This is a genomic window from Streptomyces sp. NPDC043812 (assembly GCF_056436245.1).
On the sequence record NZ_JBWKCY010000002.1, the window covers coordinates 392,197 to 409,009 of the forward strand.

At 71.8% G+C, this 16,813-nt stretch carries 10 protein-coding genes; 6 read left to right on the forward strand and 4 right to left on the reverse strand.

Going from position 1 to position 16,813, the window contains the following annotated elements:
- Nucleotides 1-6: 6 nt before the first annotated feature.
- Nucleotides 7-2,793 (forward strand): SUKH-4 family immunity protein, encoded by a 2,787-nt coding sequence (locus AC067Z_RS04485; protein ID WP_478787929.1) that lies wholly within the window; start codon nt 7-9, stop codon nt 2,791-2,793.
- A gap of 82 nt (nt 2,794-2,875) precedes the next feature.
- Here AC067Z_RS04485 and AC067Z_RS04490 read toward each other — a convergent pair whose 3' ends face one another.
- The 3 genes from AC067Z_RS04490 to AC067Z_RS04500 all read right to left on the reverse strand — a co-directional run bounded on the left by AC067Z_RS04490 (nt 2,876) and on the right by AC067Z_RS04500 (nt 6,919).
- Nucleotides 2,876-4,492, reverse strand: a complete 1,617-nt coding sequence (locus tag AC067Z_RS04490) for a sodium/solute symporter (protein WP_478787930.1) — start codon at nt 4,490-4,492, stop codon at nt 2,876-2,878.
- Nucleotides 4,489-5,097, reverse strand: coding sequence for a DUF485 domain-containing protein (locus AC067Z_RS04495; RefSeq protein WP_478787931.1), 609 nt, complete (start codon nt 5,095-5,097; stop codon nt 4,489-4,491). Before AC067Z_RS04495 ends, AC067Z_RS04490 begins: the two co-directional genes overlap by 4 nt.
- Before the next feature lie 280 nt (nt 5,098-5,377).
- A complete protein-coding gene (locus AC067Z_RS04500; RefSeq protein ID WP_478787932.1) occupies nt 5,378-6,919 on the reverse strand; it encodes an MFS transporter in 1,542 nt (513 codons plus the stop codon).
- Between the two features lie 352 nt (nt 6,920-7,271).
- Between AC067Z_RS04500 and AC067Z_RS04505 the strand changes: the two genes are divergently transcribed.
- The 3 genes from AC067Z_RS04505 (at nt 7,272) to mfd (ending at nt 14,399) form a co-directional block, all read left to right on the forward strand.
- Nucleotides 7,272-8,060, forward strand: coding sequence for an ABC transporter ATP-binding protein (locus tag AC067Z_RS04505; protein ID WP_478787933.1), 789 nt, complete (start codon nt 7,272-7,274; stop codon nt 8,058-8,060).
- On the forward strand, nt 8,057-10,633 hold the full coding sequence (locus AC067Z_RS04510) for an ABC transporter permease (RefSeq protein WP_478787934.1): 2,577 nt from the start codon (nt 8,057-8,059) through the stop codon (nt 10,631-10,633). Before AC067Z_RS04505 ends, AC067Z_RS04510 begins: the two co-directional genes overlap by 4 nt.
- Nucleotides 10,634-10,868: 235 nt before the next feature.
- Nucleotides 10,869-14,399 carry a transcription-repair coupling factor gene (gene mfd, locus AC067Z_RS04515; RefSeq protein WP_478787935.1) on the forward strand — a complete coding sequence of 1,177 codons (3,531 nt, stop codon included), beginning with the start codon at nt 10,869-10,871 and terminating at the stop codon, nt 14,397-14,399.
- 88 nt (nt 14,400-14,487) lie between these two features.
- On the opposite strand, the gene AC067Z_RS04520 is transcribed toward mfd, so the two are convergent.
- Nucleotides 14,488-15,051, reverse strand: coding sequence for a TetR/AcrR family transcriptional regulator (locus tag AC067Z_RS04520; RefSeq protein ID WP_478787936.1), 564 nt, complete (start codon nt 15,049-15,051; stop codon nt 14,488-14,490).
- 86 nt (nt 15,052-15,137) lie between these two features.
- Here AC067Z_RS04520 and AC067Z_RS04525 point away from each other — a divergent pair, with 86 nt between their 5' ends.
- On the forward strand, nt 15,138-16,004 hold the full coding sequence (locus tag AC067Z_RS04525) for an SCO6745 family protein (protein WP_478787937.1): 867 nt from the start codon (nt 15,138-15,140) through the stop codon (nt 16,002-16,004).
- A 21-nt stretch (nt 16,005-16,025) separates the two neighbouring features.
- Nucleotides 16,026-16,775: an HNH endonuclease family protein gene (locus AC067Z_RS04530; protein ID WP_478787938.1), complete on the forward strand. Its 750-nt coding sequence runs from the start codon at nt 16,026-16,028 to the stop codon at nt 16,773-16,775.
- Nucleotides 16,776-16,813 lie beyond the last annotated feature (38 nt).

A 16,813-nucleotide genomic window follows, 5' to 3' on the forward strand; every position in this document is an offset into this window, starting at 1 on the left:
GGTCCGATGGTGACGTTTGCACAGGCGCAGGAGCGCGCCGAGGAGTGGGTGAACGGCGATGTGCCCGCGTATCAGCACCGTGAGGTGCGGGTGCGGGAGTTCGAGCTGGGTTTCGTGGTGTGGGCGGAGGACCGCGAGGGCGGGGTCCGTTCGGACGGCGGGCAGCAGCGGCTCGTGATCGCCAGGGACAGCGGCGAGGCGACACTGTGGCCGGGGCTGCCGGTGGGTGAGGTCATCCGTCGGTACGAGGAGGAGTACGGGGTGCAGCCCGCCGCGGCGGCATCCGCGGCGGAGCCGCCGCAGCGTATCGATCTGAATCAGACGTCGTTCCTGCTCAGTCCTCCGGAGTGGTTGCAGGAGGCGGCGGACAGGCTCGGTATTCCGGACCGCCGGGCGGGGGCGTCCGGGGCGCCTTCCGGAGACGGGCCGGCCGTGGGGGCTCCGGCGCCCACGTCGACTGCCGACGAACCGTCATCCGATGGTGCGGGCAGCGGTGTTGGCGCCGGATCCGGTGCGCCGTTCGCAGGGGCGCAGTGGTCCGCCACGGACGGCGACCCGGATGCTTCGGGTTCGATCGGCAGCAATGCCTCGCAGGCGACGGGGAGTTCGTCGCCCGGCGGCGCGACGGCTTCGCCGTGGCCGGAGGCCGGTGTGTCGCCGTCCGGCGAGGACGCCTCGCAGAGCGGTTCGGTGTGGCCCGGTGCGGGCGGCGAGGACCATGAGCCGACGGCGTCGGACGGTGTGCCCGCGAATCCGGCCGGCGGAACGGGGTGGACGGACACGAGTGCGGGCGGTGGGGACGATGCGTCCGTGCCGCTGCCGGCGACGGTGTTCGCGCCGCCGATCCGGCCGGATGCCGACCGCACCCCGCCGCCGGTGGGCGCGGACGCGCCGACGGCGCTGATGTCGGGCGGCAGTCAGCTGCCGCGTACGGCGATCGCTCCGGCGCTGGGGCCGCAGGCCGGGCAGGCTCCGCAGGAGCCCGTCTCCCCGTCCCCGGCTGCCGCTTCGCCCTCGACGGGGGCGCATGCCCCCGGCGCGGCCGACATCGCGGACGCGGCGACGAGCAAGGCGGTCCTGCCGCCGCGCAGTGCGCGCGGAGGTTCGGGCGGTGCCACGCCTCCGCCGCCGCCGGGTGCCCCGGGTACTCCGGGCGCGCGCCCCGGTGCCACGCCGCCGCCGTCGGGTCCGGGTGCTCCCGGCGCGCCAGCGGGCGGCTATCTGCCCACGCAGCTCGTGCCCCAGACGGGCCCGGAGGGCCCGCAGTCTCCTGCTGCGCCGGGTTCGACGCCGCCGCCTCCGGGGCCTCCTGCTGCGCCGGGTTCGACGCCGCCTCCGGGTGGTGGGGTGCATCATGCGGCGACGATGCTGGCGGATCCGAGCCAGATGGGTCCGGGCGCGCCGCAGCCGCCCGGTCCCCCCGGTGTGCCGGGGGCGCCGCGTCCGTCGGGTTCGACGCCGCCGCCTCCGGGGCCTCCTGCTGCGCCGGGTTCGACGCCGCCTCCGGGTGGCGGGGTGCATCATGCGGCGACGATGCTGGCGGATCCGAGCCAGATGGGTCCGGGGGCCCCGCAGCCGCCCGGTCCCCCCGGTGCCCCGCGTCCGCCCGGCTCCACGCCGCCGCCTCCCGGTGCGACGCCGCCTCCGGGCGGTGGGGTGCATCACGCGGCGACCATGCTCGCCGGGCCCGCGCAGATGGGTCCGGGCGCGCCGCAGCCGCCCGGTCCGCCCGGCGCTCCCGGTCCCGTGCCGCATGCACCGCAGGCCGGTCAGCCGGGTCAGCCGCCCGCGTACGGCTATCCGCAGCAGCCGTCCGGCGTGCCGACGGTCGGCCCCGGCTACCAGGCGGTGCTGCGTTACCGCGCACCCGACGGTTCCGAGGCCCAGCTGATCCGCCGTTCGGCGCCCGGCACCCCGCATCCGGAGTGGCAGATCCTGCACGAGCTGCGTGCGATGAACGTGCCGCCGCAGCAGGTGCTGGAGCTGCACACCGAGCTGGAGTCGTGCGAGCTGCCGGGCGCGTACTGCGCGCGGATGATCCGCGAGACGTGGCCGCAGGCGCGGATCACGTCGATCGCGCCGTACGGCAAGGATCATGCGTCGCGCCAGCAGGGCATGCGGCAACTGCTCGCCCATCAGGGTGAGTTGCATCAGGTCGCGGACGGGCCCGCACGGCCGGCGCCGGTGCGGGCGCCGCTGCCGCAGGTGCCTCCGGCGCCACCGGTCCCGCCGGAGGGTGTGGCGCAGGAGCTGGCGGGTGCGTTCGGTCCGCAGGGCATCTGCAGGTTCGACCAGCGGGCCGTTTCGCGTCAGGGTGTGCCGGAGATCGTGGCGGCGACACTGGTGTGGGCGGGTCTGCCGGGGGACTTCAACCCGTTCTTCTGGGCTCAGCCTGCGCAGCCGGTGGTGCCCACGCTCGCCGAACTGGCCGCCCAGCGGCAGGTGCAGCCCGCTTCCGACGCGGGTTCGTATCTGGTGCTCGGCAGTGACTTCGGCCGCGCGATCTGTGTCCAGTACGGCACGGCGCACATCGTGGCGGTGCCGGTGGAGGCCGGGCCGGGCGGTCAGCCGGTGGCCCCGCAGTTCGTGAACACGGGCCTGCCCGAGTTCGTGCGCTGCATGGCGCTGCTGGGCCGTATGTGGCGGCTGCGCTTCGGGCTGACGCCGGAGCAGGCGGGGCGCTGGACGCTGGACTTCCAGGCGCAGCTGGCGGCTCTGGACCCGGCTGCCCTGTCGTCGCCGGAGAGCTGGTGGTCCGTGCTGCTGGAGCAGATGTGGGACGGGCTGCTCTGAGCGGCTCCTGACCTCTGATCGACCGAAAGGGCGCCCGGCCTGCATCGCAGGCCGGGCGCCCCTGTGTTCGCGCTGTGCGGGTTCAGGACGCGGCGGTGCCGCTCGCCGCCGGTGTGCCGGCGAGGATGGCCGGTTCCACCGCTTCGTAGCGCTGCCGCTGGCCGGCTGCGTCCCGTTCGGACAGGACTGTGCCGAGCCATCCCGCGAGGAAGCCCAGCGGGGCGGAGATGATGCCCGAGGTGGTGAACGGGAACCAGTTGAAGTCCTCGCCCGGGAAGATCGCCTGGGGCGATCCGGACACCAGGTTGCTGCCCGTCATCAGGACGAACGCCGAGACGCTGCCCACGATGAGCGTGCAGAGCAGTCCCGTACGGGAGAACCGGCGCCAGAAGAGGGTGTAGACGAGCGCGGGGGCGACCGCGGACGCGCCGATGCAGAACGAGAGGGTGAGCAGCGCCTGCAGGTTCAGGTGCCGTGCACCGGCCGCGATCGCGATCGCGAGGAGACCGACGCATCCTGCCGCACCGCGGGCGATGGCCATCTCCGTGGAGTGCTTCAGTTCCGCCTTGCGCAGCCCGTGCTGGACGAGGTCGTGCGCCAGGGTGTTGGCGCAGGCGAGGGTGATGCCGGCGACCGACGCCAGCAGCGTCAGGAAGATCGCGGTGGCGACGGCAGTGAAGATCAGCGTCTCGAAGGTCGTCTGCTCGTTGCCCATGACGGCCTGGCTGACCATGAGGAACGCGGTCTTGCCCTGCGGGTCGCCGGCGACGAGGCCCTGGCGTCCGACGATCGCCGCCGCGCCGAAGCCGATCACGGCGAGCAGCAGGCACGTCACGACGACGGTCGACACGGCCCAGGACATCGAGCGCCGCACCGCTGTCGCGCTGCGCGAGGTGAACATGCGCATCGTGATCTGCGGGAGGACGGCCGCGCCCAGCACGACCGTCAACTGGGTGCTGATCATGTCGAGTTCGTTGCCCTGGAACTGCAGCCCGGAGGCGAGGTACGCGTCCCCGGCCCCGCTGCCGCGCTTGGCGGCGTCCAGCAGCGACGGCAGGCTGAAGTCGAAGCGGTTGAGGACGAGCGCGGCGATCGCGGTGGCGGCGCCGAGCAGGACGACGGTCTTGACGATCTGGATGAACGCCGTGCCCTTCATGCCGCCGATCGCCGCGTAGGCGATCATCAGCAGGCCGAGGAACACGATCGACCCGGTCTTGAAGCCGTCGGCGTCGAAGCCGAGGACGACGGAGAGCAGATCGCCCGCGCCCGCGAGCTGGAAGACCACCAGAGGCAGCAGCGCGACCAGGGTGACCGCGGCCACGGTGATGCGCACGACGGGGCCGGGCATGCGGCGGGTGAAGACGTCGCCCATGGTGAACCGGCCCGCGTTCCGCAGCGGTTCGGCGAGCAGGAACATCATCAGCACCAGTGACAGGACGGTGCTCAGGGCGAGGGTGATCCCGTCGTAGCCGACGAGCGCGATGATGCCGATGGTGCCGAGCACGGTGCCGGCGGAGATGTAGTCACCGGCGAGGGCCAGGCCACTCTGCACGGGGGACAGCGAGCGGTAGCCGGTGTAGAACTCGCCCAGGTCGTCGCGGTCGGGACCGGTCATCACGCACAGCAGCAGCGTGACGGTGATGACGGCGATGAACGCGACCAGCGACATGGTCTGCGCCTCGGAGCTGAAGCCGGTCATGCGCGCGTACCTCCCGCGGACTGCTGCCATCCGCCGAGCCCGGGACGGCCCGGCCGTTCCTGCCGGGACTCGGCGGCCGCGGCCGCCTCCTCGGCGCGTTCGCGGATCGCGGCGGCGAGGGGGTCGACTCGCCTGCGGGCGATCCGCTCGTAGACGAGGATCGCGGCCAGTGCCACGGGCAGCTGGAGAAGGCCCAGCACGAGACCGGTGGTGAGTCCGCCGGACACGGTGCTGGTCATCATCCCGGGGGCGTAGCCGGAGAGGAGGAGGAAGAGGACGAAGTAGCCGAGCGCGGTGAAGGTGGCGACGCGGCGCAGGCGTCGGTAGGCCGAGCTGAGCCTGTTCAGTTCGGCGCGGTCGTCGGCGGCGGTGGGCGGTTCGGGCTGTGGAGCGTCCCAGGGCTGCGGCTCCTCCCACGACCGGGCGGCCGTCTGCGCTGCGGAGTTCCACGCCTGCGGTTCGGATTCCCAGGCCCGTTGCGGGAAGTCCCTGGAGGGCGGTCCGCTCGCCTCCCAGGACTGCTGGGCCGGCTCCTGACGGTGCCGCCCGGCGTTCCGCTGCTGGGGGACGGGAGGTGGGCCCGGGAAGGGCTGGTGGTACGACATGGTTCTTGCTCCTTGCCGCCCCGGGGGAACGGGCGGGTGGCGCTGGTGGTCCGCGTACGTTACTCAGCGGTACAGCCCTGGCGTAAGGGGGTTTCCGACCGCTCGGTATGTCGGTTCGGTGACGATTCTGTGTGCGCGGCGACGGAACCCGCGGTAACACCGGTCAGCGGGCTTTGCGCAGGCCGGAGGGCGTCTCACGCCACACCGGCGGGCTGTTCCCAATCCGCCGACGAGTACCGGCGGACGCTGCGGGCGCCCGGCCCCGGGGCCGGGTCCGGTGTCAGCCGGAGCGGTCGTCCGGCGCCGGCTCGGCGATGACCGGGAAGCGGCGCGGCGCCACGAAGATCAGGACCAGCAGAGCGAGGCCTGCCGCCACGGCCGCGCCCACGTAGACGTGGTCGACCGCCGCGGCCACCGCCCGGCGGAGCGTGTCGGTGGCCGCTTCCGACGTGGGGTGCTCCAGGGCGCGGGAGACCGAGTCGAGGTCGCCGCCGCCCAGCCGGGCGACGAGCACGGCGTTGGCGATCGCGCCGAACAGGGCCGCGCCCACCGACTGGCCGACCTGGCGGCAGAAGAGCACCGACGCGGTCGTGGTGCCGCGCTCCGACCAGCCGACGGTCGACTGGACGCCGACGATCAGCGGGAGCTGGAACAGGCCCAGCGCGCCGCCGAGCAGCAGCATGATCAGCGCGGGCTGCCAGGGCTCGCCCGGATAGGGGAGCAAGGGGAAGGCCAGCAGGATCAGCATGGCCAGGCCGATGCCGATGATCGCGGTCCGCCGGAAGCCGATGCGTGTGTAGACATGGTTGGACAGGGCGGCGCTGACCGGCCAGCTCAGGGTCATCACCGACAGGACGAAGCCCGCGGCGATCGGGCCGAGGCCGAGGACCGACTGCGCGTAGGTGGGCAGGAAGACCGTCGGCGCCACCATCAGCAGACCCAGCGCGCCCAGTGCGAGATTGACCGCGGCGATGGTGCGGCGGCGCCATACCCAGCCGGGGATGATCGGCTCCGCGGCGCGGCGTTCGACGACGACGGTGACGGCGACGAGGACGGCGGTGCCGCCGAGCAGGGCGAGCGACGGCGCCGAGAGCCAGGGCCAGGCGATGCCGCCCTGCACCAGCGCGGTCAGCAGTAGGGTGGCGGCGGCGAACACGAGCAGGGCGCCCGCCCAGTCGATGCGGGGACGGGCGGCTGCCCGCGTGCGCGACGGTTCGACGAAATGCCGGGCGACGAGCCAGAGGGCGACCGCGCCGACGGGCAGGTTGATCAGGAAGATCCAGCGCCAGTCGGCGTACGCGGCGAGCAGCCCGCCGATCGCCGGGCCGGCCACCGCGGAGGTCGCCCACACCGTGGACAGCCTCGCCTGGATCCGGGGCCGTTCCTTGAGCGGGTAGAGGTCGGCGGCGATCGTCTGCACCGTGCCCTGCAGCGCACCGCCGCCCAGCCCCTGCACGACGCGGAAGGCGATGAGCGAGGCCATGCTCCATGCCGCCGCGCACAGCAGCGAGCCGACGAGGAACAGCACGATGCCCACGATGAGGACGGGCTTGCGCCCGAAGGTGTCGGAGAGCTTGCCGTAGACGGGGAGGGTGACCGTGACGGCGAGCAGATAACCGGAGAACAGCCAGGAGAAGACGGTGAAGCCGCCGAGGTCGCCGACGATCTGCGGGACGGCGGTGGAGACGACGGTCCCGTCGAGTGCCGCGAGTGCCATCCCGAGCATGAGTGCGGCGACGACCGGCCCGCGCCGGGGCGCGGCAGGAGGCGTGGCAGGTGTGACGGGGCCGGGCGTGCGTTCTGTGCGACCGGTGCTTCCCACGGATTCCCCCAAGTCCTTTCCCCTTGCATCTATCTCCGGGGGACACCTTCTCACTTGCACCTGACGCAGCGGGAGGGTGCACGCTCGACCGACGGCGCCTCCACCCATGGGTGGAGAACCCCTAGGGACTCCTCCTTACTTCCGGTCAGGGGGCGTTCGTCCCGACGGACGACGTGAAGGGCCGAGGGCGTTCCTTAACTTGGTCTTACGGCCGCGACCGGGGCGGGGGTGGGGAAAACCCCCGCATCAAGACTGCGCCGCGCACCAGCGCGCCGGAACGTCCGCGCCGCAAGACTCGACACGTATCCGCGGCGACATCATTCGCTGATTTCCCAGAGCTAGGAGACCTACCGTGACAACGGCTGTAACCACCCCCGCACACGGGGAAACCGGAGGGCGCACGGCCGTCGCCGCACGGGGACGGCAGGTCGTCAAGGCTTACGGCGCCGGGGAGACCCGTGTCGTCGCACTCGACCACGTGGACGTGGACATCGCGCGCGGGCAGTTCACCGCGATCATGGGGCCGTCCGGCTCCGGCAAGTCGACACTGATGCACTGCCTCGCCGGTCTCGACACCGTCACCTCCGGCCAGATCTTCCTCGACGACACCGAGATCACCGGGCTCAAGGACAAGAAGCTCACCCAACTGCGCCGCGACCGGATCGGCTTCATCTTCCAGGCGTTCAACCTGCTGCCGACGCTGAACGCGCTGGAGAACATCACGCTTCCCATGGACATCGCCGGCCGCAAGCCCGACGCGGCGTGGCTCAACAGGGTCGTCGAGACCGTGGGGCTGTCCGACCGGCTCAAGCACCGGCCCACCCAGCTCTCCGGCGGTCAGCAGCAGCGCGTCGCGGTCGCCCGCGCCCTCGCCGCACGGCCCGAGATCATCTTCGGTGACGAGCCCACCGGAAACCTCGACTCCCGGGCCGGCGCCGAAGTCCTCGGCTTCCTGCGGCAGTCGGTCGACGAGCTGGGCCAGACCATCGTCATGGTCACGCACGACCCGGTCGCCGCCTCCTACGCGGACCGGGTGCTCTACCTCGCCGACGGGCGCATCGTCGACGAGATGTTCCGCCCGACCGCGGACGCCGTCCTCGACCGCATGAAGGACTTCGACGCCCGGGGGCGCACGTCATGACCGTGCTCAAGACCTCCCTGCGCAACTTCCTCGCCCACAAGGGCAGGATGGCGCTTTCGGCGGTGGCGGTCCTGCTGTCCGTGGCCTTCGTGTCGGGGACGCTGGTGTTCACCGACACCATGAACACCACCTTCGACAAGCTCTTCGCCACGACCGCGTCCGATGTCACCGTCAGCCCCAAGGGCGCCGGTGACGACGACAACCCGGCCACCGGCAAGCCCGAATCGCTGCCCGCCGCGCTCGTCGAGCGGGTCCGGTCGGTCGAGGGAGTCGAGTCCGCGGAGGGCGCGGTCTCCAGCCTGAGCGTGACCGTCGTCAACTCCGAGAACAAGAACATGGGTTCCACGACCGGCGCCCCGACGATCGCCGCCAACTGGACCGAGAACGACCTCAAGTCGATGGCGATCACCTCCGGCCGTGCGCCGCGCGGCCCCACCGACGTGATGGTCGACGCCGACACCGCCGACAAGCACCACCTGAAGCTCGGCGACGAACTGCGCACCATCGCGGTGACGGGCGACACCACCGCGAAGATCTCCGGTATCGCCTCCTTCAAGGTCACCAACCCCGGTGCGGCCGTCGTCTTCTTCGACACGGCCACCGCGCAGCGGGAACTCCTCGGCAAGGAGGGCCTGTTCACCCAGGTCATGGTCACCGCCGAGCCGGGCGTCACCGACGAGCAGCTCAAGAAGGACGTGGCCGCGGCGCTGGACACCCCGTACAAGCTGCAGACCGCGAAGGAAGCGGCGGACGCGGGCCGCGAGGAGGTCGGCTCGTTCCTGAACGTCATGAAGTACGCGATGCTCGGCTTCGCCGGAATCGCGCTCCTCGTCGGCATCTTCCTGATCGTCAACACCTTCTCGATGCTCGTGGCACAGCGCACCCGCGAGATCGGTCTGATGCGGGCCATCGGCTCCAGCCGCCGGCAGGTGAACCGTTCCGTGCTCGTCGAGGCGGTGCTGCTCGGCGTCGTCGGGTCGATCGCAGGCGTGGGGGCGGGCGTGGGCCTTGCCGTCGGCCTGATGAAGATGATGTCCGCGGTGGGCATGAACCTGTCCACCAGTGATCTGACCGTGAAGTGGACGACCCCCACGGTCGGTCTGACGCTCGGCATCATCGTCACCGTTGTCGCCGCGTACATCCCGGCCCGCCGGGCCGGCAAGGTCTCCCCGATGGCCGCGCTGCGCGACTCCGGAACGCCGGCCGACGGCAGGGCAGGCTGGATCCGCGGCACCATCGGCCTCGTCCTCACGGGCGGCGGCGCGGCCGCGCTGTTCGTCGCCACCCAGGCCGACAAGGCGAGTGAGGGATCGCTGTTCCTCGGTCTCGGCGTGGTGCTCTCCCTGATCGGCTTCATCGTCATCGGCCCGCTGCTGGCGGGTGTCGTGGTCCGTGTGATCAGCGCTCTCGTGCTGCGGATGTTCGGCCCGGTCGGGCGGATGGCGGAGCGCAACGCGCTGCGCAACCCGCGCCGTACGGGAGCGACCGGCGCCGCGCTGATGATCGGTCTCGCACTGGTGGCCTGTCTGTCGGTGGTGGGGTCCTCGATGGTCGCCTCGGCGACGGAGGAGCTCGACAAGTCGGTCGGCGCGGACTTCATCGTCCAGTCCACCTCCAACGACGGCAGGGCGATCGTGCCCAAGGCGCAGGAGGCGCTGGAGAAGGCGCCGGGGATCGCGCACATCACCGAGTACAAGTCCGTGGACGCGAAGATCACCGCCCCCGACGGCACCACGGAGGACGAGTCGCTCGCCGCCGCCGACCCGACGTACGCACAGGACCTGCGCCGGGAGACGACCGCGGGTGAGCTGTCGGCGGCGTACGGGATGGACGCGATGTCGGTCGGCAGCGACTACGCGCAGCGCCGCGGCGTGAAGGTCGGCGACACGATCGAGGTGGCGTTCAGGAACGGGCGGACCGCGGACCTGAAGGTCGCCGCGATCACCTCGGACGACACGAACGTCGACAAGGGCGCGATGTACGTCAACATCACGACCGTCGCGCGGTACATCCCCGCCGACAGGATGCCCGAGAACATGATCATGTTCGCGACGGCGCAGGACGGCAAGGAGAAGGAGGCGTACGCCGCCCTCAAGAAGTCGCTGGCCGAGTACCCGCAGTACAAGGTGCAGAACCAGACCGACTTCAAGCAGGACCTGAAGGACCAGATCGGTCAGCTGCTGAACATCGTCTACGGCCTGCTCGCGCTCGCGATCATCGTCGCGGTGCTCGGCGTGGTGAACACCCTCGCCCTGTCGGTCGTCGAGCGGACCAGGGAGATCGGCCTGATGCGGGCGATCGGCCTCTCGCGCCGCCAGCTGCGCCGCATGATCCGCCTGGAGTCGGTGGTCATCGCGCTCTTCGGCGCCCTGCTCGGCCTGGGGCTGGGCATGGGCTGGGGCACCTCGGCGCAGAAGCTGCTCGCCCTGGAGGGCCTGGGGGTCCTGGAGATCCCGTGGCCGACGATCATCACGGTCTTCGTGGCGTCGGCGTTCGTGGGGCTGTTCGCGGCACTGGTCCCGGCGTTCCGTGCGGGCCGCATGAACGTCCTGAACGCGATCGCCACCGAGTAGCCCCACCGGCGGGCCCGGTACGGGGGTCCGGTCCCACCGGTTGCGCCACGGCCCCCGGGTGTCCACGACGGACGCCCGGGGGCCGTGGCGTGCGTCCGCAGCCGGTGGCGGGGGCGGGCCCGATCCCTCGCGCGAGTGTCGGACCGACGCCGTAGTCTGGAGACCCCCGGCCCGTACCACGTGTCGGGCTTATCGCGTTGCCCATCCTCGCTTTCTCCCGGACGGAAATCCCTTCATGAGCCTGCACGGTCTGCTCGATGCCGTCGTACGTGACCCGGCGCTCGCCGAAGCGGTCAAGGCGGCCGGGGACGGCCACCGCATGCATGTCGACCTGGTGGGTCCGGCCGCCGCGCGGCCGTTCGCCGTGGCCGCGCTCGCCCGTGAGACGGACCGCACCGTGCTGGCCGTCACCGCCACCGGCCGGGAGGCCGAGGACCTGGCCGCGGCGCTGCGCTCGCTCCTGCCCGGTGAGGGCGTCGTCGAGTACCCCTCCTGGGAGACGCTGCCGCACGAGCGTCTCTCGCCCCGCTCCGACACCGTGGGCCGCCGGATCGCCGTGCTGCGCCGTCTCGCGCACCCCTCGGCCGACGACCCGGCCGCCGGTCCCGTGCGCGTCGTCGTCGCGCCCGTGCGCTCCGTACTGCAACCGCAGGTCAAGGGCCTCGGGGACCTGGAGCCGGTGGCGCTGCGCACGGGGCAGCAGGCCGATCTGAACGAGATCGTGGACGGCCTGGCCGCCGCCGCGTACTCGCGGGTCGAACTGGTCGAGAAGCGTGGTGAGTTCGCGGTGCGCGGCGGCATCCTGGATGTCTTCCCGCCGACCGAGGAGCACCCCCTGCGGGTGGAGTTCTGGGGCGACGACGTCGAGGAGATCCGTTATTTCAAGGTCGCCGACCAGCGCTCCCTGGAGGTCGCCGAGCACGGTCTGTGGGCGCCTCCGTGCCGTGAGCTGCTGCTGACCGAGGACGTGCGGCAGCGGGCGGCGGCGCTCGCCGAGGCGCACCCGGAGCTGGGCGAACTGCTCGGCAGGATCGCCGAGGGTATCGCCGTCGAGGGCATGGAGTCCCTCGCCCCGGTGCTCGTCGACGACATGGAACTGCTGCTGGACGTGCTGCCGCAGGGCGCCATGGCCGTGGTCTGCGACCCGGAGCGGGTACGGACCCGGGCCGCCGACCTCGTCGCCACGAGTCAGGAGTTCCTGCAGGCGTCCTGGGCGGCGACGGCGGGCGGGGGAGAGGCCCCCATCGACGTCGGTGCGGCCTCGCTGTGGGGGATCGCGGACGTACGGGACCGGGCGCGCGAGCTCGGCATGATGTGGTGGTCCGTCTCACCGTTCGCCGCCGACGCGGAGTTGGACGAGGACACGCTCAAGCTGGGCATGCACGCCCCGGAGACGTACCGCGGCGACACCGCCCGTGCACTCGCCGACACCAAGGGCTGGCTGGCCGACGGCTGGCGCACCGTCTACGTCACCGAGGCGCACGGCCCCGCCTCCCGCACGGTCGAGGTGCTCGGCGGCGAGGGCATCGCCGCCCGGCTGGAAGCGGACCTCACCGACATCTCACCGTCCGTCGTCCATGTCGCCTGCGGCTCCATCGACTTCGGCTTCGTCGACCCGGCGCTGAAGGTGGCCGTGCTCACCGAGACCGACCTGTCCGGCCAGAAGGCGGCCGGCAAGGACGGTCAGCGGATGCCGACCCGGCGCCGCAAGACCATCGACCCGCTGACCCTGGAGGTCGGCGACTACATCGTCCACGAACAGCACGGCGTGGGGCGCTACATCGAGATGGTGCAGCGTACGGTGCAGGGCGCGACCCGCGAGTACCTGCTCGTGGAGTACGCCCCCGCCAAGCGCGGCCAGCCCGGCGACCGGCTCTACATCCCCACCGACCAGCTGGAGCAGGTCACCAAGTACGTGGGCGGCGAGGCGCCGACGTTGCACCGGCTCGGCGGCGCGGACTGGACGAAGACGAAGGCGCGGGCGAAGAAGGCGGTCAAGGAGATCGCCGCGGACCTGATCAAGCTGTACTCGGCCCGGATGGCGGCCCCGGGTCACGCCTTCGGGCCGGACACCCCGTGGCAGCGCGAGCTGGAGGACGCGTTCGCGTACGTCGAGACGCCCGACCAGCTGTCCACGATCGCCGAGGTCAAGGAGGACATGGAGAAGACGGTCCCGATGGACCGGCTGATCTGCGGCGACGTCGGCTACGGCAAGACGGAGATCGCGGTCCGCGCGGCCTTCAAGGCGGTGCAGGACGGCAAGCAGGTCGCGGTCCTGGTGCCCACCACGCTCCTCGTCCAGCAGCACTTCGGTACGTTCTCCGAGCGGTACTCGCAGTTCCCCGTCGTGACCCGGGCACTGAGCCGCTTCCAGTCGGACACCGAGGCGAAGGCGACGCTGGAGGGACTGCGGGACGGCTCGGTCGACATCGTCATCGGCACCCACCGCCTCTTCTCCTCCGAGACCAAGTTCAAGGATCTGGGCCTGGTCATCGTCGACGAGGAGCAGCGGTTCGGTGTCGAGCACAAGGAGCAGCTGAAGAAGCTGCGCGCCAACGTGGACGTGCTGACCATGTCGGCCACGCCCATCCCCCGCACGCTGGAGATGGCCGTGACGGGCATCCGCGAGATGTCGACGATCACGACGCCGCCGGAGGAGCGCCACCCCGTGCTCACCTTCGTCGGCCCCTACGAGGAGAAGCAGCTCGGCGCGGCCATTCGCCGTGAACTGCTGCGTGAGGGCCAGGTCTTCTACATCCACAACCGCGTCGAGTCGATCGACCGGGCGGCGGCGCGGCTGCGCGACATCGTGCCCGAAGCCCGCATCGCGACCGCCCACGGCCAGATGCCCGAGTCGGCGCTGGAGCAGGTCGTGGTGGACTTCTGGGAGAAGAGGTTCGACGTGCTCGTCTCGACGACGATCGTCGAGTCCGGCATCGACATCTCCAACGCCAACACGCTCATCGTCGAGCGAGGCGACAACTTTGGTCTCTCGCAGCTGCACCAGCTGCGCGGACGTGTCGGACGAGGGCGGGAGCGGGGATACGCGTACTTCCTCTACCCGCCGGAGAAGCCGCTGACGGAGACGGCGCACGAACGCCTCGCGACGATCGCCCAGCACACGGAGATGGGCGCGGGCATGTACGTCGCGATGAAGGACCTGGAGATCCGCGGCGCGGGCAATCTGCTCGGTGGCGAGCAGTCGGGTCATATCGCGGGCGTCGGCTTCGATCTGTACATCCGCATGGTGGGCGAGGCGGTCGCCGACTACCGCGCGGCAGTCGACGGCGGTGTGGAGGAGGAGCCCCCGCTCGAGGTCAAGATCGAGCTCCCGGTCGACGCGCACGTCCCGCACGACTACGCGCCCGGCGAGCGGCTACGGCTCCAGGCGTACCGCGCCATCGCCTCCGCCAACACGGAGGCGGACGTCAAGGCGGTCCGTGAGGAGCTGACCGACCGCTACGGCAAGCTCCCGGAGCCGGTGGAGAACCTGCTGCTCGTCGCCGGTCTGCGCATGCTGGCGCGCGCCTGCGGGGTGGGCGAGATCGTGCTCCAGGGGCCCAACATCCGCTTCGCGCCGGTGGAGTTGCGCGAGTCGCAGGAACTGCGGCTCAAGCGCCTGTACCCGCGCACGGTCATCAAGCCGGCGGTCCACCAGATCCTGGTGCCGCGCCCGACGACGGGCAAGATCGGCGGCAAGCCGGTGGTGGGACGGGAACTGCTCGCGTGGACGGGGGAGTTCCTGACGACGATCCTGGGTTCGTAGCGACGGGGCCGCGGTCGGGGTGCGGCCGGCCGTGGCTCAGGGCGCGGGGCCGGGCGTGGCTCAGGACTGCGCGCGGGCCCGCCGTGGCTCAGGACTGCGCGGGGCCGGGCATCGCCTGTGCCAGTGAACGGAACACGTCCTGCGGGTCGCGGTCGCCCACCACCCGGTCCAGGTTGTGGCTGAGCAGCAGTGTCGCGAATCCGTGGGCCACCGACCAGGCGGCAGTCGCCATCAGGTCCGGGTCCCCGTCCGGCCGCCGGTCCAGGACGCCCGCGCGGAGCTCCGTGTTCGCGCGGGCCTTGGCCGCAAGCAGCTCCGGGGCGTCGGGGCGGTGGAGCTCGGGCTGGAACATGACCTGGAAGTGGGCCGGGTGCCCGATGGCGAAGCGGACGTAGGCCACGCCGCGTTCGCGTAGGTCCGGGGCCGTCGACAGGGCGTGGGCCAGCAGTTCGTACCCCTCCGCCGCGATGGCCGTCAGCAGCCCGGCCCGATCCTTGAAGTGGTGCGCCGGGGCCGCGTGGGAGACGCCCGCGCGGCGGGCGAGGTCGCGCAGGCTGAGGCCGGACGGGCCGTCGGTGGCGATCGCTTCGAGGGCGGCGGTCAGGACGGCGCGGCGCAGATCGCCGTGGTGGTACGTGCGCTCACTGCTCATGGAGCCAGGGTACGCAGAATCTAGTCATTGACAAGTTCCGGATCGGCGCGCAATCTGGTCAGTGACTAGATATCGGGAGGCGGACCATGACCGACGACCTCGGACGCGTACGGCAGATGTGGCACCTGCTCGAACCCCTGCACGCCGTCCTCTACTACGCACCCCAGGCCTTCGACGAGGCCGCAGCCCTCGGCCACCGCACGGACGAGCGCTGGCCCAGCTACTTCGCGTGGCGTGCGGCGCCGCTGGGTGACGTGGGGGCGGCGCAGGTCTCCTCGGCGTTCTACAGCTTCAGCCCCCGCATGGTGGAGCGCTACGTGCCGGACGCCTGGCGCATCGCCCCGCCCTCGGCGGTGCTCGCCGCCCGGCTGCGCGCCGTCGACAGCACGTACCGCGGGATTCTCGGGGACGCCGTCGGGTCGCCCGAGCTGGCCGAGGCCGCAGCCCTCGCCCGGCGGGCCGCCGAGGCCGCCGATCCCGCGGGCCGTCCGCTCGCCGCCGCCAACGCCGCCCTTCCCTGGCCGGACGAGCCGCACCTCGCGCTCTGGCAGGCCGCCACGATCCTGCGCGAGCACCGGGGCGACGGCCATCTCGCGGCCCTGCTGACGGCCGGTCTCGACCCGGTCGAATCGCTCGTGTCCTTCGCCGGGATCGGCGCGGCCCCGGCCGAGGTCTTCGCGAGTCGCGGCTGGAGCGGCGCCGAATGGGACGCCGCCGCTGAACGGCTGCTGAAGCGTGGTCTGCTGGACGCGGACGGCACCGCCACCGAGGCCGGACGTGAACTGCGCACGGAGATCGAGCGGCGTACGGACACATCCGCGGCCGCGCCCTGGACCGCCCTCGGCGCGCAGGACACGGCCCGACTGTCCGGCCTGCTCGGGGACTTCTGGGTCGCCGTGCTCGGAACCGGTCTGCTGCCCGCCGAAAACACCCTGGGTATCGGCAGGACGTGACCCGCCCAGTACGTTACGGGCGTGAACAGACACGGGGTGGCCAGGGGAGGGGCGGCGGCACTGCTCGCCGTAACGGTTCTCGTGGGCTGCGAGGGCACCGGGCTCGGCGGCGACGCCGAGCCCGCACCCGGCTCACCCGGCGGTACGAGCCCCTTCGACAACCCCGACGGCACCGGGCCGGGTCTTGCCGCGCTCACCACCGACGCCGAGCGGGCCGACGCCCGCCGCCTGATCGGCGACCTCACGACGAAGGGGCGCGGGCCCCGAACGGGGTACGACAGGGACGAGTTCGGCTACGCGTGGATGGATACGGCCGACGGGGTGCCCCTGGCGAGGAACGGGTGCGACACGCGGAACGACGTGCTGGCCCGTGACGGGAAGGCGTTGGCGTACCGCGCCGGCTCCGACTGCGTCGTCGTGGAGCTGACGCTCGACGACCCGTACACCGGCCGGACCATCGAGTGGCGCAAGCAGCGGGCCGCCGAGGTGCAGATAGACCATGTCGTGCCGCTGTCCTACAGCTGGCAGATGGGCGCGGCGCGCTGGCCCGCGAGCAAGCGCAGGCAACTGGCGAACGACCCGCTGAATCTGCTGCCGGTCGAGGGCCGCGCCAACAGCGCCAAGTCCGACTCGGGTCCGGCCTCCTGGCTCCCGCCGAACAAGTCCGTCCGTTGCTCCTACGCGGTGCGGTTCGCGCAGGTCGCGGCGGAGTACGAACTCGCGGTGACGGCCGCCGACAAGCAGGTCATGCTCGCCCAGTGCGGCGGTTGAGCGCGGCACGCCCGGTGACACGCGTCGCGACGAGGCGC